14 protein-coding genes and 1 pseudogene are annotated in these 19,796 nt (G+C 64.9%); 9 read left to right on the top strand and 6 right to left on the bottom strand.

Annotated elements, in window-relative coordinates; all coding sequences use genetic code 11:
• Positions 1 to 38: 38 nt before the first annotated feature.
• A pseudogene (locus ASG27_RS26280) lies at positions 39 to 197 on the top strand (DTW domain-containing protein); the annotation flags it as partial.
• Positions 198 to 218: 21 nt separating this feature from the next.
• On the opposite strand, the gene ASG27_RS23180 reads toward ASG27_RS26280, so the two are convergent.
• The gene (locus ASG27_RS23180) at positions 219 to 1,511 is read right to left on the bottom strand and encodes an ankyrin repeat domain-containing protein (protein WP_082486125.1); all 1,293 of its coding nucleotides are present in this window, start codon (positions 1,509 to 1,511) and stop codon (positions 219 to 221) included.
• Positions 1,512 to 2,035: 524 nt separating this feature from the next.
• Entirely contained in the window at positions 2,036 to 3,103 is a 1,068-nt protein-coding gene (locus ASG27_RS23175; RefSeq protein ID WP_056421488.1) for a LacI family DNA-binding transcriptional regulator, read from the bottom strand.
• Between the two features lie 271 nt (positions 3,104 to 3,374).
• Between ASG27_RS23175 and ASG27_RS23170 the strand changes: the two genes are divergently transcribed.
• From ASG27_RS23170 to ASG27_RS23140, 7 genes are all read left to right on the top strand, one after another.
• The gene (locus tag ASG27_RS23170) at positions 3,375 to 4,058 is read left to right on the top strand and encodes an amino acid ABC transporter permease (RefSeq protein ID WP_056421370.1); all 684 of its coding nucleotides are present in this window, start codon (positions 3,375 to 3,377) and stop codon (positions 4,056 to 4,058) included.
• Entirely contained in the window at positions 4,055 to 4,741 is a 687-nt protein-coding gene (locus tag ASG27_RS23165) for an amino acid ABC transporter permease (protein ID WP_056421371.1), read from the top strand. Before ASG27_RS23170 ends, ASG27_RS23165 begins: the two co-directional genes overlap by 4 nt.
• Before the next feature lie 14 nt (positions 4,742 to 4,755).
• A complete protein-coding gene (locus tag ASG27_RS23160) occupies positions 4,756 to 5,619 on the top strand; it encodes an amino acid ABC transporter ATP-binding protein (RefSeq protein ID WP_442854108.1) in 864 nt (287 codons plus the stop codon).
• A 54-nt stretch (positions 5,620 to 5,673) separates the two neighbouring features.
• Positions 5,674 to 6,468 carry a transporter substrate-binding domain-containing protein gene (locus ASG27_RS23155; protein ID WP_056421373.1) on the top strand — a complete coding sequence of 265 codons (795 nt, stop codon included), beginning with the start codon at positions 5,674 to 5,676 and terminating at the stop codon, positions 6,466 to 6,468.
• A gap of 145 nt (positions 6,469 to 6,613) precedes the next feature.
• Complete coding sequence (locus ASG27_RS23150; protein WP_056421374.1) at positions 6,614 to 7,156, top strand: VOC family protein; 543 nt, start codon at positions 6,614 to 6,616, stop codon at positions 7,154 to 7,156.
• Positions 7,157 to 7,462: 306 nt separating this feature from the next.
• Complete coding sequence (locus ASG27_RS23145; RefSeq protein WP_056421375.1) at positions 7,463 to 8,740, top strand: ribulose-bisphosphate carboxylase large subunit family protein; 1,278 nt, start codon at positions 7,463 to 7,465, stop codon at positions 8,738 to 8,740.
• A gap of 3 nt (positions 8,741 to 8,743) precedes the next feature.
• Positions 8,744 to 10,102 (top strand): four-carbon acid sugar kinase family protein, encoded by a 1,359-nt coding sequence (locus ASG27_RS23140; RefSeq protein WP_056421376.1) that lies wholly within the window; start codon positions 8,744 to 8,746, stop codon positions 10,100 to 10,102.
• Between the two features lie 331 nt (positions 10,103 to 10,433).
• Here the strand turns inward: ASG27_RS23140 and ASG27_RS23135 are convergent, their stop codons facing one another.
• The gene (locus ASG27_RS23135; protein WP_056421489.1) at positions 10,434 to 11,855 is read right to left on the bottom strand and encodes an aspartate kinase; all 1,422 of its coding nucleotides are present in this window, start codon (positions 11,853 to 11,855) and stop codon (positions 10,434 to 10,436) included.
• 380 nt (positions 11,856 to 12,235) lie between these two features.
• Here ASG27_RS23135 and ASG27_RS23130 point away from each other — a divergent pair, with 380 nt between their 5' ends.
• Complete coding sequence (locus ASG27_RS23130; protein WP_056421377.1) at positions 12,236 to 13,186, top strand: hypothetical protein; 951 nt, start codon at positions 12,236 to 12,238, stop codon at positions 13,184 to 13,186.
• 125 nt (positions 13,187 to 13,311) lie between these two features.
• Here ASG27_RS23130 and lpdA read toward each other — a convergent pair whose 3' ends face one another.
• Genes lpdA through aceE form a run of 3 tightly spaced genes read right to left on the bottom strand, consistent with a single transcriptional unit; the run spans position 13,312 to position 19,638 of the window.
• Positions 13,312 to 15,177 (bottom strand): dihydrolipoyl dehydrogenase, encoded by a 1,866-nt coding sequence (gene lpdA, locus ASG27_RS23125; protein WP_056421378.1) that lies wholly within the window; start codon positions 15,175 to 15,177, stop codon positions 13,312 to 13,314.
• Positions 15,178 to 15,192: 15 nt separating this feature from the next.
• Positions 15,193 to 16,902 carry a dihydrolipoyllysine-residue acetyltransferase gene (aceF, locus tag ASG27_RS23120; protein WP_056421379.1) on the bottom strand — a complete coding sequence of 570 codons (1,710 nt, stop codon included), beginning with the start codon at positions 16,900 to 16,902 and terminating at the stop codon, positions 15,193 to 15,195.
• A gap of 18 nt (positions 16,903 to 16,920) precedes the next feature.
• Positions 16,921 to 19,638: a pyruvate dehydrogenase (acetyl-transferring), homodimeric type gene (gene aceE, locus ASG27_RS23115; protein ID WP_056421380.1), complete on the bottom strand. Its 2,718-nt coding sequence runs from the start codon at positions 19,636 to 19,638 to the stop codon at positions 16,921 to 16,923.
• Between the last annotated feature and the right edge of the window lie 158 nt (positions 19,639 to 19,796).

Raw genomic sequence — 19,796 nt, 5'->3', positions numbered from 1 at the left:
CCGCAGAGATCAGCGGCTCAGCAGTATGGACCACCACGCTGCGCTTGGCCGTGATCGACGGCACCTGGCGCAAGAGCCGCAAGATGCTCTACGCCAACCCCGCGCTGCGGTCCCTGCCCGCCTCGCACTACCGCATCCGCAAGGCCCATGCAGGCCACCAGCTCTCCACGCTGGAAGCCATCTGCGCAGCCCTGGCACTGCCTGAGGCGTCAGCCGCCCTATGCTTCGTCTGCTGCCAGATCGGCAGGCGTTCTGCCGGCGGCATTGCGGGCGTTGTCATCGGCGCCATGCTGGCGCAGCAGTTCGACGACCTGCGCGTTCTCTTCACCCGCAAACCACATCGCGTCGGTGTCGCCTGCTATCCACGTTTGGCCGCTGCAGTAATGCAGGGCCGTGTTCCCATACACGTCCACCGCGTGCACATCGGCACCAGCCGACAACAGGTAGCCCATCACCGCCAGGTCGTCGGTCAGCGCTGCAGCCATCAGGGGGGTGCCCTGGCGGCGCACGCGGCCTTGCATCGACCACATCGACAGGTTCGTGCGGGCGTTCACATCACCGTGCAGATGCTCCACAAGGTACTTCACCATCTCCAACTTGTGGGGCCTGTCGCTAGAGGAGGTACAGGCGACCAAAACCAGGTTCGGCGCGGCAAGATGGGCATGGCGGTCGGCCAGAGTGCGTACCACATCGATGGCAAGGCCTTCGACCGCAGCCGCAAAGGTGCCTGCGTTGACCTGCGCGCCATGTGACAGCAGCAGATCGATGAACTCGGCGCTCCCTGACGCAGCCGCATAGCCCATGGCGTCGCTACCATCTCTGGCACGGGCGGCCACGTCCGGGTGACGGCGCAACACGGCTTGCAGGTTGAACATGTGCATCGCAAGCTCTTCTTCGGCCTCAGCCAAGTCTTGTGCCCGCTCCTGTGCGCGGTCTTCCGCGCTGCGTTCCCCATCCTCGTCATCTTCCTCGCTATCGTCTTCCTGGGTAGCGTAGAAATGGTTCTCGATCGCCCAGCGGTAGCTTTCGCACGCCGTGATGAGCGGAGTGCAGCCGTCCGAATCACGAAAATCCACGGTGCCTTCGCTTGCGATCAGGGCATCAAGCTCTTCTTCGTTCAGCCGCTCCCGCTTCATTTGCGACATGAAACGATCGAACTTGTACCGCTCTTCTTCGTCTTCTTGGTCTTCTTGGTCTTCTTGGTCTTCTTGGTCTTCCGCGCCGTGCGGTGCCGTACCCATCTCCTCGACGAACTCCTCGATCAGACTCCAGATGCCGTGCGTCTGGTCGCGCTCATCGTTCGACAGCGCCACGAACAACAGGTCTTCACCGTCTAGTTCACACTCCGTTCCCAGCAGCTCGAACGCCCGAGCCAGATAGTGCGTGCTAGCGAACTCCCCGGGGTTCTGGAGATAGCCAGATGTGATCAGGTGTCCGGGAATCCCGCGCTGCAATTGCTTCAGAGCGATGTCCTGATTGGACTGGCGGATACGGTAACGTGCGTTTGGCATGAGGTCCTTGTGTTGTAGGGGACAGGGGGCGAAGAAGCTGCGCCCGATGATAGGGGCGGCTGGGCTCCCCTCACTGGACAGTTTGTCGAGTGGCTCGCTTAGGGGAGTTCCCCATAGACCAGCGAGCGCCGTGCATCTGTTGCGCTACAGGGTGCGCACAGCCCTGCTGTCGGACGCATGACCCATGCACGCTCTCCGCACCGCGCGCCACACGCTGCAAAGCCGCCGCAGATCACTCTGCAGCGGCTTATGGTCTGGGGGGCCTTTTGCTTTGCCGAGCGAGTGTCCTGCTCTGAGAACTCTTTCTGAGGGGGCGCCTGAACCGTGCGTATGACTGCTCACTAGCGAGTTCGCATCCGATTAGCGAGCGACTGCTTCTGGCCGATAGTACTCATTCGCCATCGGGCGCTGTAGGTCCGTAACCATCCTTGAGCGGTCAATGAGCCAGCTCAGCATAGGTATTCCCAATACAGAGCACGCATTCGCCCGCCTGTAGGCCTGCCTCCAACGCGGCGCAGCACCCCCTACGGCAAATTCTCCCGAAAAATCACCTGACTCCGCGTCGTCTCCACCCCACTCGTCGGCTCCCTTCCATCCCGCAGATTCGCAAAAATCCGCACGCAGTTCATCACCGCCCCTTGCGGGTTCTGCGTGATCACCGCGTCCATCGTCCCGTCAATCAGCAGCGCACGCGTATCCGGCGTGAGCCCATGGCCGATGAACACGATCTTGCGGTCCGCGCCCGCCTCTTTCAGCGCCCGGCCGATGCCTTCGGCCCCGCCGCCGATGTTGTAGATGCCCGCCAGGTCGTCGTGCTGCTCCAGCAGCGCGCGGGCCTGGCGGTAGTTGCGTTCGGCGTCGTCCTGGCCTTCGCGCACGCCCACCACCTGCACCAGGGGGAACTGTTCTTCAAACAGGTGCAAAAAGCCCGCCTCGCGCTCCTCATGGGCGCGGTAGCGCAGTGATCCCACAATCATCGCCACGTGCGCCTTGCGGCTGTGGGCCAGGGGGCCCATGAAGCGGGCGATCAGATAGGCGGCGGTGCGGCCAGCGGCGCGGTTGTCCAGGCCCACGTAGGCCACGCGGCGCGAGTTGGACAAGTCCGAGATCAGCGTGACGGTGGGCACGCCCTGCTCTGCCAGCTGGGCCACGGCCTCGCGCACCACGGGGTGCTCCAGCGCCATAAAGGCGATGCCGTCGCAGCGTTTGCCGTAGTGCAGCAGCGCTTTGGCCAAGGCGTCGGGATTAAAGCTTTCGATGTACGCCGCCTGGCAGCGCACGTTGAACGGAGCCCAGTGGTCTTGCGCGTAGCCGATCACGTCGCCCAGCATTTGCAGAAAGCGGTTGCTGCCCTCGGGGATCAGCACCATCAGGCGCAGGGGCTGCGGCTGCAGTGCGGCGTGCAGCTCGGCCTGCGGCAGGTAGCCCAGGGTGGCGGCGGCCTGCAGCACCCGCTGCGCGGTGGCGTTGCGCACGCCCGACCGCTGGTTCAGCACCCGGTCCACCGTGGCGGTGGAGACGCCGGACAGCTGGGCGATGTCGGGGATGCGCGGGCTGCGTTGGTTGCTGGGGTGGGGCGGGGTTTGGGCCATGTGCGATTCAATCAAAAACCATCATCCAGCTTGCTGGTATTTGATGGATTCTGCGGATACTATCACTCGGCGTTCGATGCTCAAAGGCATCAGAAACCATCAGTACAAACCCTATGTTGTGACGGCTGGCAGCTTGCCAGGCCGATCACGCAGGAGACAAAGACATGCCTGGTATTTCCGCTCACGCTCGCCTGCGCCCACAGGGCAAGCCGCCAGCTTTTGGCCGCCGCGCCAGCACACTCGCTGATTGACGCGCACGGCTGCCCTACCCATGACGTACGAGTTCGACTTTGCCAGCGTGCTGGCCAACTGGCCCCAGTTTCTGGCGGGGGCGTGGATGACTATCTTGCTGTCCTTCCCGGCCACCGTGATCGGGTTTGTGGCTGGCACGCTGCTGGCCGTGGGCCGGCGCAGCGACCAGCGCTGGCTGGTCAAGGCCTGCGGAGCCTATGTGGAGGTGCTGCGCAACACGCCGCTGCTGGTGCAGGTGTTTTTAGTGTTCTTCGGGTTGGCCAGCCTGGGCTTCAAGGTGTCGGCGTTTGCTGCGGCGTTGCTGACGCTGGTGATCAACGTGGCGGCCTACACCTGCGAAATCATGCGGGCGGGCATGGATTCGATACACAAGGGCCAGATCGAGGCGGCCGAGTGCCTGGGCCTGACGCGCCGGCAGGTGTACTGGCACGTGGTGCTGCGCCCGGCGATGGAGAAGGTGTACCCCGCGCTCACCAGCCAGTTCGTGCTGTTGATGCTGGCGTCGTCCATCACCTCGCAGATCTCGGTGGAGGAGCTCACCGCCGTGGCGGCGCGGGTGCAGTCCGAGACCTTCCGCCCGTTCGAGGCTTACATCCTGGTGGCGGTGGCGTACCTGGCGCTGTCGCTGCTGATGCGGCTGGGGCTGTGGGTGTTCGGGCAGATCGTGTTCACGCGCCAACGCAAATTGGGGAGCGCCAAATGATTGACGGTGGACTGAACTCGTACCACCTGCAGTACCTGCTGTGGGGCGCGCTGTGGACCGTCGGCCTGTCGCTGATTGCGTTTGTGGGCGGTGGTCTGGCCGGGGGCGTGATTGCGCTGTGCCGCGTCAGCCCGATCAAGGCGGTGCGCTGGGCAACCATTGCGTGGATTCAGATCATCCAGGGCACGCCGCTGCTGGTGGTGCTGTTCCTGTGCTACTTCGGCCTGTCCATCGCTGGGCTGGAGCTGCCGGCCATCGTGGCGGCCAGCATTGCGATGATTGTTTACGTCAGCGCGTATCTGGGCGAGATCTGGCGCGGGTGCATCGAGTCGGTGCCGCGCACGCAGTGGGAGGCGGCCGAGTGCCTGGCCCTGTCGCGCACCCAGCGCATGCGGCTGGTGGTGCTGCCGCAGGCCGTGCGCATTGCCACGCCGCCCACGGTGGGCTTCATGGTGCAGATCGTGAAGAACACTTCGCTCGCGTCCATCGTGGGGTTTATCGAGCTGGTGCGTGCAGGCCAGCTCATCAACAACTCGATCTTTCAGCCCTTCACCGTGTACCTGCTGATCGCCATCGTCTACTTTGCGATGTGCTACCCGCTGTCGGTCTGGAGCCGCAAGCTGGAGCAGCGCCAGCAGTTTGGAAACCGTGGCCCAGCCACTGTGCCTGTGACCACCGCATGAAACGAGACGACACCATGAACCTGGCCCAAGACGCTGCCATGCAAGCTTCTGCGCAAGCTGCCCTGTCTGCACAACCACCGCTTCAACAACAGCCACAACCACAGTCACAGTCACAGTCACAGTCACAGTCACAGTCACAATCACAATCACAAAAGCCCGTGGTGGAACTGAAAGACGTCCACAAAAGCTTTGGCAGCAACCGGGTGCTCAAGGGCGTGTCGTTTGCCATTCCCCGGGGCCAGGTGGTGGCCATCATCGGCAAGAGCGGCTCGGGCAAGAGCACGGCGCTGCGCTGCATCGACCGGCTGGAGATCATCGACAGCGGAACGATCAACGTCTGCGGCCACGCGGTGCACGACCCGGCCATCGACCTGCGCCAGCTGCGCCAGGACGTGGGCATCGTTTTCCAGAGCTACAACCTGTTTCCGCACCTGACGGTGGAGCAGAACATCACGCTGGCCCCCAAGGCCGTGAAGAACATGCCCACGGCCAAAACGCGCGAGATTGCCGCCCGCACGCTGCAGCAGGTAGGCCTGGCGGACAAGGCGCAGGCCTACCCCGAGCAACTGTCCGGCGGACAGCAGCAGCGCGTGGCCATTGCCCGGTCGCTGGCGATGGAGCCGCAGGTGATGCTGTTCGACGAAGTGACCTCTGCCCTGGACCCGCAGCTCACCGGCGAGGTGCTGCGCGTGATCGAGGCCCTGGCCCAGGGCGGCATGACCATGGTGCTGGTCACCCACGAGATGGAGTTTGCCGCCCGCGTGGCCGACACCATCATCTACATGCACGAAGGCAAGGTGTGGGAGACGGGCCCGGGCGCGATGCTCAAGAACCCGCAGACCGCCGAGCTGCGCGATTTTCTGTCCCATGGGCTGTGACTGAATCCCTGCCCTTTTCGATTGCCTATTCAAAAACCACCAGGAGACAACACCATGACCACTTCCCTCATCCTCCGCCGCACCCTGCTGGCCGTCAGCATCGCCGCCCTGTGCGTGCCCGCCATGGCCGAACTGGCCGACATCAAGTCCGCCGGCAAGCTGCGTGTGGGCATCGACTTTGGCGCGCCGTTCTATGGCTACGTGGACGACAAGATGAAGCCCGTGGGCTCGGACGTGGAGGCGGCCGAGCTGCTGGCCAAGGACCTGGGCCTGACTCTGGAGATCGTGAACACGACCAACTCGTCGCGCATCCCCAACCTGCTGTCCAACAAGGTGGACCTGATCATCTCGTCGCTGTCGATCACGCCCGAGCGCCAGAAGGCGGTGGACTTCTCCATCCCGTACGGCGCCATCCAGGCGGCTGTGGGCGCGCCCAAGGGCCTCAAGCTCACCAGCATTGAAGACCTGGCCGGCAAGACCGTGGCCGTGACGCGCGGTGGCCCGCAGGACAAGCTCGTGACCGAGCGCGCACCGCAGGCCAAGGTGGTGCGGTTCGACGACGAGTCTGCCTCCATCACCGCGGCCGCCACCGGCCAGGCCGACATCGTGGCCATCACGCCGCCGATCATTGCGGCCATCGCCAAGAAGAACCCCTCGCGCGACTTCGAGACCAAGTTCATCCTGCAGTCGTACCAGCTGGGCGTGGCCATGCGCAAGGGCCAACCCGAGCTGATGGCCGCCGTCAACGGCTGGATCAAGACCAACCTGGCCAACGGCAAGCTCAACGACATCCACCTGAAGTACGCGGGCGTGCCGATCCCCAAAGAAATCATCGACGGCGCGAAGTAAGCAAGCAAGCAGCCAACAAGACCAGCCAAGCCAAGCCTGCGACGGGGCGGCACGTAATGGGCGGTGGGTAAAGCCACCCCGCCCGGCAGCGCCCTGCCCCGACCTGGCTCGATCCGATCCGACCGTTACCACCAAAGGAAATTTTATGAGTCGTCATTTCGGCGCCATCCGCCAACTTGGCTATGTGGTCCACGACATCGAAGCCGCCATGGACTATTGGAGCAAGACCCTGGGCGTGGGCCCGTGGTTCTACAACCCCAAGGTTCCGATCAAGAACTACGTGTACCAGGGCGAGTCGTACGAGCCGCACAACTCGGTGGCGCTGGCCAACTCGGGCTATGTGCAGGTCGAGCTGATCCAGACGCGCAACGACGTGCCGTCGATGTACCGCGACTTTCTGCGGGCCGGACGCACCGGGCTGCAGCACGTGGCGTACTGGACGAGCGACTACGACGCCGACCTGGCGCGCCTGACGGCCCAGGGCTTCAAGACGGTGATGAGTGGCGAGGTGGGCGAGAAAGGCCGCTTTGTCTACTTCGACACCGAGTACCACCCCGGCACGGTGATCGAGCTGTCGGAAGTGGCCGGCCCCAAGGGGCGCATGTTCGACCTGATCCGTGCGGAGTCGGAAACCTGGGATGGGACGACGGACCCTGTACGGCCTTTTCCTGATCTGTCTAAGATCTGAAGAAGGTCTGATCTGTACGTCGATGGGGTCTGGTGAGTTGCGCATCTCAGATGGGGCCATCAGCCTGTGCACGCGCATCGGCACCCGCAGCGGCGCCCGGGTTTGACCCCCTCTCCCCTCGCGGGAGAGGGTTGGGGAGAGGGGGCCTGCACCTGCGCCGCGCCGGTTGCACCCCCTCTCCCCGGCCCTCTCCCGCAAGGGGAGAGGGAGTGAGGGCCAGCCGAGATCGATAACCATCAGTCAAATTGGCCTCTACCGCTTGCTCCATAAGCGCTAGCAGCTATCAAAACAGTAGTAAAGCTAACCATGTCCCCAGACCGCTTTGAAGCCACCTACCTGATCGAAACCCCGCTAGACCCCGCCCACGTGGCCGAAGTGCTGGCGGGCGAGCAGTCGTGCGGCACCTTCACCCGGGTGGAGGGCGAAACCGACGCGCTGCGCGAACGTGCGCGCGCCACGGTCGAGTCGGTCGAGCTGCTGGACGTGGCGCCCGCCCCTTCGCTGCCCAACGGCTGGATGCAGCGGCGCGGCATGTTCGACACGCCGCAGACCTGGCAGCGGGCCCGGCTGCGCGTGAGCTTCCCGTGCGACAACATCGGCCCCAACCTGCCGACGCTGGCCGCGACGGTGTCGGGCAATCTGTACGACCTGGGCGAGGTCACCGGGCTGCGCCTGGAGTCGATGAAGCTGCCGAGCAGCTACCGCGCCCAGTTCGACATGCCCCGCCACGGCATCGCCGGCACCCGCGCGCTGACCGGTGTGCAGGGCCGCCCGCTGATCGGCACCATCATCAAACCCAACGTGGGCTTGTCGGCCGAAGAAACCGGCGACCTGGCAGGTCGCCTGTGCGCTGCCGGGGTGGACTTCATCAAGGACGACGAGGTCTGCGCCAACCCGGTTCACGCGCCGCTGGCCGACCGCGTCAAGGCCGTGATGCGCCGGGTGCGCGCCCACCAGGACAAGACCGGCAAGCTGGTGATGGTGGCCTTCAACATCACCGACGAGACCGACGCCATGCGCCGCCACGCCGACCTGATTGCGGCCGAAGGTGGCAGCTGTGTGATGGTGAGTCTGAACTGGTGCGGCTACTCGGCCGTGCAAACCCTGCGCCGCCACAGCCCGCTGGCGCTGCATGGCCACCGCAATGGCTACGGCGCGCTGTCGCGCCACCCGCTGCTGGGCTTTTCGTTCAACGCCTGGCAAACACTGTGGCGCCTGGCGGGCGTGGACCACATGCATGTGCACGGCCTGCAGGGCAAGTTCTCGCAGACCGATGAAGAAGTCATCGAGTCGGCCCACGACACGCTGGCCCCGCTGTGCGAAGGCCTGGACGACCGCGTGCTGCCCGCGTTCTCCAACGGCCAATGGGCCGGCACCGTGCCCGCCACGTGGGACAGCATCCAGTCCAACGACCTGCTGTTCATGTCCGGCGGCGGCATTCTGGCCCACCCGGACGGCCCCGCTGCCGGCGTGGCCAGCCTGCAGCAGGCCTGGGACGCAGTGCAAAAGGGCGAGACCCTGGCACAGCGCGCCACCCAGGCCTCCGAGCTGCGCCGTGCGATCGAATTCTTCGGCAAGAAATAAACAATGACGACGAGTGCCCCCCTGTACGGCTGGTACGGCGACGACTTCACCGGCGCCACGGACACCCTGGCCGTGCTGGCCCAGGCCGGCCTGCGCTCGATGCTGTTCATGGGCGTGCCCGGCGCCGAGGCCCTGGCCGCTGCCGGGCCGCTCGATGCGGTGGGCATCGCGGGCGCCGCGCGCGCCATGCCGCCAGAGGCGATGCGGGCCGAAATGTCGGCTGTCGGCCGCTTCTTCGACAAGCTGGCACCGCCGGTGCTGCACTACAAGGTGTGCTCCACCTTCGACAGCGCCCCGCATGTCGGCAACATCGCTTGCGGCATTCAGACCCTGCACCCGTTCGTGAGCAACCGCTGGGTGCCCATCGTGGGCGGGCAGCCCAGCCTGGGGCGCTACTGCGCGTTCAGCAACCTGTTCGCTGCGGCGGGCACCGGCGGCGCCGTGCACCGCATCGACCGGCACCCCACCATGCGCCAGCACCCGGTCACGCCCATGGGCGAGGCCGACCTCCGGCTCCATCTGGCGCGCCAGGGGCTGGATGGCATCACCGCCCTGCACTATCCGCTGTACGGCACCACCAACACCACCACCGACGCCGCCACTACCGACGCCCTGGACGCCGCCCTGCAGGCCCTGCTGGCACATGGCGCAGCGTCCCACGCCATGGCGCCCACCTTGCTGGACCTGACCGCGCCCGGCCAGTTGGCCACCGTGGGCCGCCTGCTGTGGCAGCAGTCGCAACACGCCAGGTTGCTGGCCGTGGGCTCCAGCGCCGTGGCCCAGGCGCTGGTCGCCCACTGGGGCAAGCCGGCGTCTACGGCCGCTGCACCGCTGGCGCCCGCCGACGGGCCGGTGTTGGCCTGGGCGGGCAGCTTGTCCCCCCTGACCGCGGTGCAGGTGCAGGCCGCCACCACGTACCACCGCATCGCCGTGGACGCCCAGCGGCTGTGCGGCGACACGGCCTACGCGCAGGGCCTGCAGGACGCTATCTGCGCCGGGCTGCAGAGCGGACAGAACGTGCTGGCCTTCACCGGCCCCACGGACGGCGCGCCGCTGGCCGCTGCGGCGTCGTCCACCGACATCGCCCAGGCCAGCGCCCATCTGATCGCCCGCGTGGTGCAAGCCCGCGCAGAACACGGCGCGCCCCTGCGCCGCATCGGCATCGCCGGCGGTGACACGTCCAGCCACGCAGTGCAGGCGCTGCAGTTGTGGGGGCTGTCGTACAAGACCACGGTCTGCCCGGGCGTTACGCTGAGCAGCGCGCACAGCGCAGACCCGTCACGCCACGGGCTGGAGTTGATGCTCAAGGGCGGGCAGATGGGGGGAGCGGATCTGTTCGAAAGGCTGCTCGGCCATGGCTAACGCCAGCAACGCCCACGTGTTCTCCAGACCAGCAAACCGTTCACGCTGAGCCTGTCGAAGCGCGGCACAACTCTTCGAACCACCTCCCCTGAGCACCTCGCAGGGCCCAGCCCAAACCGTCTGGGAACGGCCTGGCACACCACGAGACTGAACGCAAACCCGTGGGGCGGACACCCTCAAATTTGCCCACACCCGTTCACGTCCACCCAGACGACAAAAAGCCCGCGCAAGGCGGGCTCTCGGTCATCCATCGCAGGCTTCCTGCATCGGATCTCTGCATCTGCTTTTATGCACCGACATCACGGCAGGCGATACCCCTGCCGCCACGTCGTCACACGCGCGGCACCGGCGCGCCGGAGTTCACGCACAGCGCCAGGTTCAGCGCCTTGACCGCCGTCTTGTAGTCTTCGCGTTCGATCACGAACTGCATGTTCACCTGGCGCAGCGTCTGCGACACGCAGTTGACGTTGACCTCTGCATCGGCCAGCGCCTGCGCCGCCTTGGCCAGCACGCCGGGAATGCTGATGTTGGAGCCGATGGCGCACACGATGGCGCTGGGCTTGATCGTCACGATCTGATAGTCCCGCTGCAGCTCGGCCACCATGGCGGGCGTGAGCTGGTTGTCCCACACCAGGTGGGCGATCGAGTTGGCGTTGGTTGCCTTCAGGATGTAGCTCACGCCGTGCTTGCAGAACACGTTCATCAGGCCGGCATCGAAGCCCACCGTGCCCACCATGCTGGGGTCGTGGATCTCGATCAGCGTGACCTTGTCGGTGCCGGTGACGATCTCCACGCGGGCGCGCTCGCCCACGAAGTCCTTGGTGATCAGCGTGCCGGGATGGTCGGGCTCAAAGGTGTTCTTCAGGCGTATCGGAATGCCGGCCAGCTCCATGGGCTTGGCGGCCTTGGGGTGGATGGCCTCCATGCCGACGTCGGCCAGCTGGTCGGCCACGTCGTAGTTGGTGGCGCCGACCACGATGGCGTTCTCCAGGCCGACCAGGTTGGGGTCGGCAGACGACAGATGGAATTCCTTGTGGATCACCGCCTCGGCCGGGCGCACTTCCACCGCGATCTTGCTGAACGTGACCTCGGAATAGCCGCGGTCGAACTCGCGCATGATGCCTTCGGTGCCCTTGGTGTAGCCGGTGGCCACGACCACCTTGTCGCTCAGGTTGAGGCCCTTGAAGCTTTGCGCAATGCGCTCGTCAATCGTCCAGGCTTCGTTGTCTTCAAAGCCGGCCAGATCCATCAGGATGGCATTCACGCCGTTGGCCTTGAGGATCTCGACCGAGTTGAAGGCGCTGTGCGACTCGCCGATGGAGGCCAGCACTTCGCGCGCAGCCAGCAGGACGTCGTGGCGGCTCAGGTAGCCGCTGGCCAGCACGTGCTGCATGGCGCCCAGGTACTCGCGCGCCTGGCCGATGCGCTGGTCGATGAAGGCATCCGCCACATCGAGCGGCAGGCCAATGTCGGCGTAACCTGCGTTGAGCTTTTTCAGGCTGACGGCCAGCTGGGTCAAGGCATCTTGGTAACCCTTGCCTTCGGCAAACAGTGCATAGATGCCGCGCTCGCCCGTCTTCTTGTGCTCCAGCAGCTGGTTGGTCACGCCCGAGTACGCGGAGACCACGTAGATCCGGCCGTTGATGCGCTTGGGATCGTGCAGCACGATGTGGCGCAGCACATCGCCAAAGGCGGTCATGGAAGTGCCGCCGATCTTCTCGACAGAGATCTTGGAGTTTTGAACGTCTTGCATGGACAGGCTCAAGGGAGCAAACAAGTAAAAAAACCGGACCGCAGCGCTGCCCGAAAGGCATGCGGCAGCAAACCCGGTATTTTCCACCACTTTTGGCGCGGCACTCTGGCGCGTCCATGTGTCGGGGCCGCATGTCGGGGCCAGGCACACGCCACAAGGGCTTTGCGGCAACGGAAGGCGCGCGGGCGCGGCGACAAACACCGGCACAAATTGCGAGACCATTTTCGAGGTTCAGTGACATACTTTGCCGGCGCGCGCTTGCCTGAGTCCTTTGCAAGGCATCCACCGCTTTTTTTCATCCACAACAACCGGTACGAAGCACCATGGCACTACCCAATTTGCATGTCCGTTTTGATGGAATCGAGCAGGCGACGCCTGACATGCCCTGTTACGACCCCGCACAGCCGTGGTTTGCCCACGTGACCGTGCTCAATGCCAACTACCGCACCGACCTGAGCCCACCGGACGCCTTCCTCGACCCCAAGAGTCCGACGGGGGAAACCGGGCTGTTCTATGTGCGGTTCGAGGTATTTGCCGGGCCGACTCAAGCGGATGGCCCCATGTACGCGGTGGGCCACGACATCGACAAGCTGGGCGGGTATCCGGGCAGCGGGGACTGCATGATCGGCTTCTCGATGCAGTTGCCCAAGAACATCACCAAGGATCAGTTCGGATCGAAGCATGGTTTCCGGATCACCGCCGACGGTTATGGCGACGTGATCGAATCGAACGAGAACGACAACGTGGTGTTGTGGGAAAAGGCGCAAGTGCCCCCGTTGGCGCCGAAGTGGAAAGAAGGCGACCCCAGCCCGTTTTCCAACCTGAAGTTCATCGACTTCAAGGCGGTGCCGGGCAGCAAGCGTCAGCTCGACGTTCTGGTCAAGAACCAGGGCACCGAACAATCGCTGCAACTGGAGTTGCGCCTGACCGTGATGGGCCCGCCCTCCCCGGCCAGCCCTCTTGGCACGGCGGCAGAAATTGTCAGCGTCAACTCCACAGCGATTCCCCCCGGCGGCCAGACCTGGGTGCGCTTCAGCGCGCGCAGCGCCTTCGTGCAGCCGCTGGCGGACCTTTCATTGCGCGAGCGCCGGGGCCTGGCACAGGGGGCCAACCGCCGGTTTCGGCAGGTGCAATCGGGAGCGTCGGGCTTTGCCGATATCGGCCCTTTGTCACGGTACCTGGTGGTGGAAAAGAACTTCGATTTTGTGCCGCTCAAGCCCTTCTTCATCGCACTGATGAACTCGGAGCGCAGCGAGAAGGTCGCTTTCGGAGAGAACAAGCCGGTGACCAAACCGCCGCGCAAACGCCCTATTGCGATTCCGCACAAGTGACAGGGGCGGTTTGCATCGGGCTCCGGTACTGATCAGGCTGACAACAGCCCAGCAACCCCTTGGGCAGACAAAAAAAAGCCCAGGCAGAGAACTGCCTGGGCTTTTTTGCGCTATGGCTGACGCGATTACTTCTTCTGCGGTGGCACGTCCGTGCAGCTGCCGTGGGCAATCTCCGCCGCCATGCCGATGCTTTCGCCCAGCGTCGGGTGCGGATGGATGGTCTTGCCGATGTCGACTGCGTCCGCGCCCATCTCGATGGCCAAAGCGATCTCGCCGATCATGTCGCCAGCGTGGGTGCCCACGATGCCGCCGCCCAGGATCTTGCCGTGGCCGAGGGCCTCTGGCGAGTCGTCGAACAGCAGCTTGGTCACGCCCTCGTCGCGGCCGTTGGCGATGGCGCGGCCGGAGGCGTTCCAGGGGAACAGGCCCTTCTTGACCTTGATGCCCTGGGCCTTGGCCTGGTCTTCGGTCAGGCCCACCCATGCCACTTCGGGGTCGGTGTAGGCCACGCTCGGGATCACGCGGGCGTTGAAGGCGGCGCTGGCCAGTTCCTTGTTGCCTTGCAGTTCACCAGCGATGACTTCGGCTGCCACGTGCGCTTCATGCACCGCCTTGTGCGCCAGCATGGGCTGGCCCACGATGTCGCCGATGGCGAAGATGTGCGGCACGTTGGTGCGCATCTGGATGTCGACGTTGATGAAGCCGCGGTCCGTCACGGCCACGCCGGCCTTGTCGGCGGCGATCTTCTTGCCGTTGGGCGTGCGGCCCACGGCCTGCAGGACCAGGTCGTAAGTCTGCGGCGCGGGCGCGGTGCCGCCCTCTTCCGCTGCGGCGAACGTCACCTCGATGCCTTCGGGCGTGGCCTTGGCCCCCACCGTCTTGGTCTTGAGCATGATGTTGTCGAAGCGCGGCGCGTTCATCTTCTGCCAGATCTTGACGAGGTCGCGGTCGGCGCCCTGCATCAGGCCGTCCATCATTTCGACCACGTCCAGGCGTGCGCCCAGCGTGCTGTACACAGTGCCCATTTCCAGGCCGATGATGCCGCCGCCCAGGATGAGCATGCGCTTGGGGACTTCCTTGAGCGCCAGGGCGCCGGTAGAGTCGACCACGCGTGGATCGTCGGGCATGAAAGGCAGGCGCACGGCCTGGCTGCCGGCGGCGATGATGGCCTTCTTGAAGGCGATGACCTTCTTGGTGCCCGTCTTCTCCTGCGCGGTGCCGCTGGTCTCTTCCACTTCGAGGTGGTTGGCGCCGACGAAGCTGCCGTAGCCGCGCACGGTGGTCACCTTGCGCATCTTGGCCATGGCGGCAAGGCCGCCGGTGAGCTTGCCGATGACCTTGTCCTTGTGGCCGCGCAGCGTGTCGATGTTGACCTGCGGTGCGCCGAAGTCGATGCCGGCCGCCTTGAGGTGGCTGACTTCATCGATCACGGCGGCCACGTGCAGCAGCGCCTTGGAGGGGATGCAGCCCACGTTCAGGCACACGCCGCCCAGGGTGGCGTAACGCTCGACGATAACGACCTTGAGGCCCAGGTCGGCCGCGCGGAAGGCGGCGCTGTAGCCGCCGGGGCCGCCACCGAGCACGACAACGTCGCAGTCCAGGTCGGCCGTGCCGCCGAAGCTGGATGCTTCGATTTTAGGAGCATCTGGCGCTTGTGCCGCGGGCGCTGGAGCAGCTTTTTGCTCAGAACTTGCGGGTGCAGATGCCGCGGCTGGAGCAGCCGCAGGCGCTGGCGCCGGTGCAGCTGCCGCATCCGACGTTTCGAGCGTGAGCACCACCGAGCCTTCGGCGATCTTGTCGCCGAGCTTGACCTTCAGCTCCTTGACCACACCGGCGTGGCTGGAGGGGATCTCCATGGAGGCCTTGTCGGACTCCACGGTGACCAGGCTCTGTTCGGCCTTGATGGTGTCGCCGGGCTTGACCAGCACTTCGATGATCGCCACTTCGGCGAAGTCGCCGATGTCCGGAACCTTGATATCAATGATTGCCATACCAGGGTCTCCTTGTTACAGCAGGATGCGGCGGTAGTCCGCCAGCACCTGGCCCAGATAGGCGTTGAAGCGCGCAGCCGATGCACCGTCGATGACGCGGTGGTCGTACGACAGCGACAGCGGCAGCACCAGGCGCGGCACGAACTGCTTGCCGTCCCACACGGGCTTGGTCTGGCCCTTGGACAGGCCCAGGATGGCCACTTCGGGTGCGTTGATGATGGGGGTGAAGTGCGTGCCGCCGATGCCGCCCAGCGAGCTGATGGACATGCAGCCGCCCTGCATGTCGGCAGCGCCGAGCTTGCCGTCGCGGGCCTTCTTGGCCAGCTCACCCATCTCCTGGCTGATCTGGATGATGCCCTTCTTGTCGGCGTCCTTGAGCACGGGCACCACGAGGCCGTTGGGCGTGTCGGCCGCAAAGCCGATGTGGTAGTACTGCTTGTAGACGAGTGTGTCGCCGTCCAGGCTGGTGTTGAACTCAGGGAATTTCTTGAGCGCGGCCACCACGGCCTTGATCACGAAGGCGAGCATGGTCACCTTGACGCCGCTCTTCTCGTTCTCCTTGTTGGTGGAGACGCGGAAGGCTTCGAGTTCGGTGATGTCGGCCTCGTCGTTGTTGGTGACGTGGGGGATCATCACCCAGTTGCGGTGCAGGTTGGCGCCGCTGATCTTCTTGATGCGCGACAGGTCCTTGCGCTCCACCGTGCCGAACTTGGTGAAGTCGACCTTGGGCCAGGGCAGCAGATCGAGGCCTGCGCCGGAGCCACCGCTGCCGCCCGCGGGCGCCTTGGCGGCCTGGGCCTTGGTCTGGGTGGCGCCGCTCATCACCAGCTTGGTGAAAGCCTGCACGTCGTCCTGGCTGATGCGGCCCTTGGGCCCGGTGCCCTTGACCTCGTCGAGCGGCACGCCGAGTTCGCGGGCGAACTTGCGCACGGAGGGAGATGCGTGCGGCAGGCCGGGGGTGGGCGTGCCGGGCTGGTGGGCGGGCACGGCCGCCGCTGCCGGGGCAGGTGCTGCCGCAGCGGCCTGGGCCGGAGCCGGTGCTGGGGCGGCTGCCTGGGCTGCAGGCGCAGCAGCAGCAGCAGCAACCGGGGCGGCTGCAGGTGCCGGCGCAGATGCCGCAGGCGCGGCTGCACCTTCCAGCACAGCGACCAGGTCGCCGATGTTCACGGTGTCGCCGATCTTGACCTTGAGTTCCTTGAGTACGCCAGCGGCGGGCGAAGGGATCTCCATGGAGGCCTTGTCGGACTCCACGGTGAAGAGCGACTGCTCGACCTTGACCGTGTCGCCGACCTTGACCAGCATCTCGATGATGGCCACGTCCTTGAAGTCACCGATGTCGGGGACGCGCACTTCCACCGGGCCCGATGCAGCGGCCGGCGCCGCTGCAGGAGCGGGAGCCGGTGCTGCGGCCTGGGGTGCTGCAGCGGGTGCGGGTGCAGATGCCGGCGCGGGTGCTGCAGCCGGAGCGGCCGCAGGAGCGCCAGCGTCTGCCGCTTCAAGCACGACGATGACGGAGCCCTGCTTGACCTTGTCGCCGACGGCGGTCTTGATCTCCTTGATCACGCCCGCGTGGCTCGACGGGATTTCCATCGATGCCTTGTCCGATTCCACCGTGATGAGCGACTGCTCTGCCTTGACGGTATCGCCAGGCTTGACGAGCAGCTCGATCACGCCGACTTCGTCGAAGTCGCCGATGTCCGGGACTTGAATGTTGACCAATGCCATTGTTGTCTCCGGTTCGATTTATGCGTAGAGCGGGTTGACCTTGTCGGCCTGGATGTTGTACTTGGCGATGGCTTCTGCCACCTTGGCCGCAGGCACCTTGCCTTCTTCGGACAGCGCCTTGAGGGCCGCCACAACGATGTAGTGGCGGTTGATCTCGAAGTGCTCACGCAGCTTGCTGCGGAAGTCGCTGCGCCCAAAGCCGTCGGTGCCCAGCACCTTGTAGGTACGGCCGGCCGGGATGAACGAGCGGATCTGGTCCGCATAGTTCTTCATGTAGTCGGTGGATGCGACCACGGGGCCCGTGGTCTTGCCCAGTTGCTCGGCCACGAAGGACGTGCGTGGGGTTTCCGTGGGGTGCAGCAGGTTCCAGCGCTCCACGTCCTGGCCGTCGCGGGCCAGTTCGTTGAAGCTGGGGCAGCTCCAGATGCTGGCGGCCACGCCCCATTCCTTTTCGAGCAGTTCCTGGGCGAAGAAGGATTCGCGCAGGATGGTGCCGCTGCCCAGCAGTTGCACGGTGGGTGCGTCTGCCGCCAAGGCGGGCGCCTGCTTGCACAGGTACATGCCCTTGATGATCTGCTCTTCCGTGCCGGGCTGCAGGCCGGGCATGGGGTAGTTTTCGTTGAGCAGCGTCAGGTAGTAGAAGACGTTTTCCTGGCGCTCGACCATGCGCTTCAGACCGTGGTGCATGATCACGCCGACTTCGTGGGCGAAGGTCGGGTCGTAGCTCACGCAGTTGGGGATGGTGCCGGCCAGGATGTGGCTGTGGCCGTCTTCGTGCTGCAGGCCTTCGCCATTGAGCGTGGTGCGTCCGGACGTGCCGCCCAGCAGGAAGCCGCGGGCCTGCATGTCACCGGCCGCCCAGGCCAGGTCGCCGATGCGCTGGAAGCCGAACATCGAGTAGTACACGTAGAACGGGATCATGATCCGGTTGTTCGTGCTGTAGCTGGTGGCAGCGGCGATCCAGCTGGCCATGCCGCCGGCTTCGTTGATGCCTTCCTGCAGGATCTGGCCGGCCTTGTCTTCCTTGTAGTACATCACTTGGTCGCGGTCGACCGGGGTGTACAGCTGGCCCTTGGGGTTGTAGATGCCGATCTGGCGGAACAGGCCTTCCATGCCGAAGGTGCGGGCCTCGTCCACCAGGATGGGCACGACGCGCGGGCCCAGGGCCTGGTCGCGCAGCAGCTGCGTCAAGAAGCGCACATACGCCTGGGTGGTGGAGATTTCACGGCCTTCGGCGGTGGGCTCCAGCACAGCCTTGAAGGTGTCGAGCGAGGGCACGGTGAAGCTCTCTTCGGCCTTGGGCAGGCGCTTGGGCAGGTAGCCGCCCAGGGCCTTGCGGCGCTCTTGCAGGTACTGCATTTCCGGCGTGTCGTCGGCCGGCTTGTAGTAGGGGATGTCGGCCAGCTGGCTGTCCGGAATCGGGATGTTGAAGCGGTCGCGGATGTACTTGATGTCTTCGTCCGACAGCTTCTTGGTCTGGTGCACGGTGTTCTTGCCTTCACCGGCCTTGCCCATGCCATAACCCTTGACGGTCTTGACCAGCAGCACCGTGGGCTGGTTCTTGTGCTCGTTGGCGGCGTGGAACGCGGCGTACACCTTGGCGGGCTCGTGGCCACCGCGGCGCAGCTCGAAGATCTCTTCGTCGCTCATGTGCTCGACCAGCTTGGCCGTTTCGGGGTACTTGCCGAAGAAGTTCTTGCGCACGAAGGCGCCGTCGTTGGCCTTCATGGCCTGGTAGTCGCCGTCCAGCGTCTCCATCATCAGCTGCTTGAGCTTGCCGGTCTTGTCGCGCGCCAGCAGGGTGTCCCAGCCATTGCCCCACAGGAGCTTGATGACGTTCCAGCCGCTGCCGCGGAACTCGCTTTCGAGCTCTTGCACGATCTTGCCGTTACCGCGCACCGGGCCGTCCAGGCGCTGTAGGTTGCAGTTGACGACGAAGACCAGGTTGTCCAGGTTTTCACGCGCGGCCAGGCCGATGGCGCCCAGCGATTCGGGCTCGTCCATTTCACCGTCGCCGCAGAAGACCCAGACCTTGCGCTTGGCCGTGTCGGCAATGCCGCGGGCGTGCAGGTACTTGAGAAAGCGCGCCTGGTAGATGGCCATCAGCGGGCCCAGGCCCATCGACACCGTGGGGAACTGCCAGAACTCGGGCATGAGCTTGGGGTGCGGGTAGCTCGAGAGGCCCTTGCCATCCACTTCCTGGCGGAAGCTGTCGAGCTGCTCTTCGGTCAGGCGGCCTTCGAGGTAGGCGCGGGCGTAGATGCCGGGCGAGCTGTGGCCCTGGATGTACAGCAGGTCGCCACCGTGGTCTTCACTGGCAGCGTGCCAGAAGTGGTTGAAGCCGGCGCCGAACATGCTGGCGACGGACGCGAACGAGCCGATGTGGCCACCCAGATCGCCACCGTCGGCAGGATTCAGGCGATTGGCCCGCACGACCATGGCCATGGCGTTCCAGCGCATGTAGGCGCGCAGGCGCTTTTCGATCGCGATATTGCCAGGGCAATGGGCTTCCTGGTCGGCTTCGATGGTGTTGACGTAGCCCGTATTGGCGGAGAACGGCATGTCGATGCTGCTCTGGCGGGCGTGTTCGAGAAGTTGCTCGAGCAGGAAATGGGCGCGCTCAGGGCCCTCCTTGTCGATGACGGCGGACAGGGCGTCCATCCATTCACGGGTTTCCTGCTGATCGGCGTCCGTGCCGATGCCGAAACCGGCCTCTTGGTCGGGCTGAGCTGACATGTTTGTCTCCTGTAGATGTGGCAGCAAATTTAGGTCGTTGGCTCTAGTTTCGCATATTTTTTACCAATTTCAAATGGTGCTTTTGCATTTCACATTGCAAGAAAATGCTGCAAACGCACAAAATACCGGGGCCAGCAGGGCCACACGCCTCACCTACA

Origin of the sequence: Acidovorax sp. Leaf191 (genome assembly GCF_001424425.1) — a bacterium.
Taxonomy (GTDB): domain Bacteria; phylum Pseudomonadota; class Gammaproteobacteria; order Burkholderiales; family Burkholderiaceae_C; genus Acidovorax.
The sequence above is the reverse complement of the archived record's forward strand: the minus strand, read 5'-3'. Positions and strand labels throughout refer to the sequence as shown.

Coding starts and splice junctions, on each gene's coding strand:
- ASG27_RS23180 (WP_082486125.1), bottom strand. CDS start 1,511: ATGCCAAACGCACGTTACCGTATCCGCCAGTCCAATCAGGACATCGCT.
- ASG27_RS23175 (WP_056421488.1), bottom strand. CDS start 3,103: ATGGCCCAAACCCCGCCCCACCCCAGCAACCAACGCAGCCCGCGCATC.
- ASG27_RS23170 (WP_056421370.1), top strand. CDS start 3,375: ATGACGTACGAGTTCGACTTTGCCAGCGTGCTGGCCAACTGGCCCCAG.
- ASG27_RS23165 (WP_056421371.1), top strand. CDS start 4,055: ATGATTGACGGTGGACTGAACTCGTACCACCTGCAGTACCTGCTGTGG.
- ASG27_RS23160 (WP_442854108.1), top strand. CDS start 4,756: ATGAACCTGGCCCAAGACGCTGCCATGCAAGCTTCTGCGCAAGCTGCC.
- ASG27_RS23155 (WP_056421373.1), top strand. CDS start 5,674: ATGACCACTTCCCTCATCCTCCGCCGCACCCTGCTGGCCGTCAGCATC.
- ASG27_RS23150 (WP_056421374.1), top strand. CDS start 6,614: ATGAGTCGTCATTTCGGCGCCATCCGCCAACTTGGCTATGTGGTCCAC.
- ASG27_RS23145 (WP_056421375.1), top strand. CDS start 7,463: ATGTCCCCAGACCGCTTTGAAGCCACCTACCTGATCGAAACCCCGCTA.
- ASG27_RS23140 (WP_056421376.1), top strand. CDS start 8,744: ATGACGACGAGTGCCCCCCTGTACGGCTGGTACGGCGACGACTTCACC.
- ASG27_RS23135 (WP_056421489.1), bottom strand. CDS start 11,855: ATGCAAGACGTTCAAAACTCCAAGATCTCTGTCGAGAAGATCGGCGGC.
- ASG27_RS23130 (WP_056421377.1), top strand. CDS start 12,236: ATGCCCTGTTACGACCCCGCACAGCCGTGGTTTGCCCACGTGACCGTG.
- lpdA (WP_056421378.1), bottom strand. CDS start 15,177: ATGGCAATCATTGATATCAAGGTTCCGGACATCGGCGACTTCGCCGAA.
- aceF (WP_056421379.1), bottom strand. CDS start 16,902: ATGGCATTGGTCAACATTCAAGTCCCGGACATCGGCGACTTCGACGAA.
- aceE (WP_056421380.1), bottom strand. CDS start 19,638: ATGTCAGCTCAGCCCGACCAAGAGGCCGGTTTCGGCATCGGCACGGAC.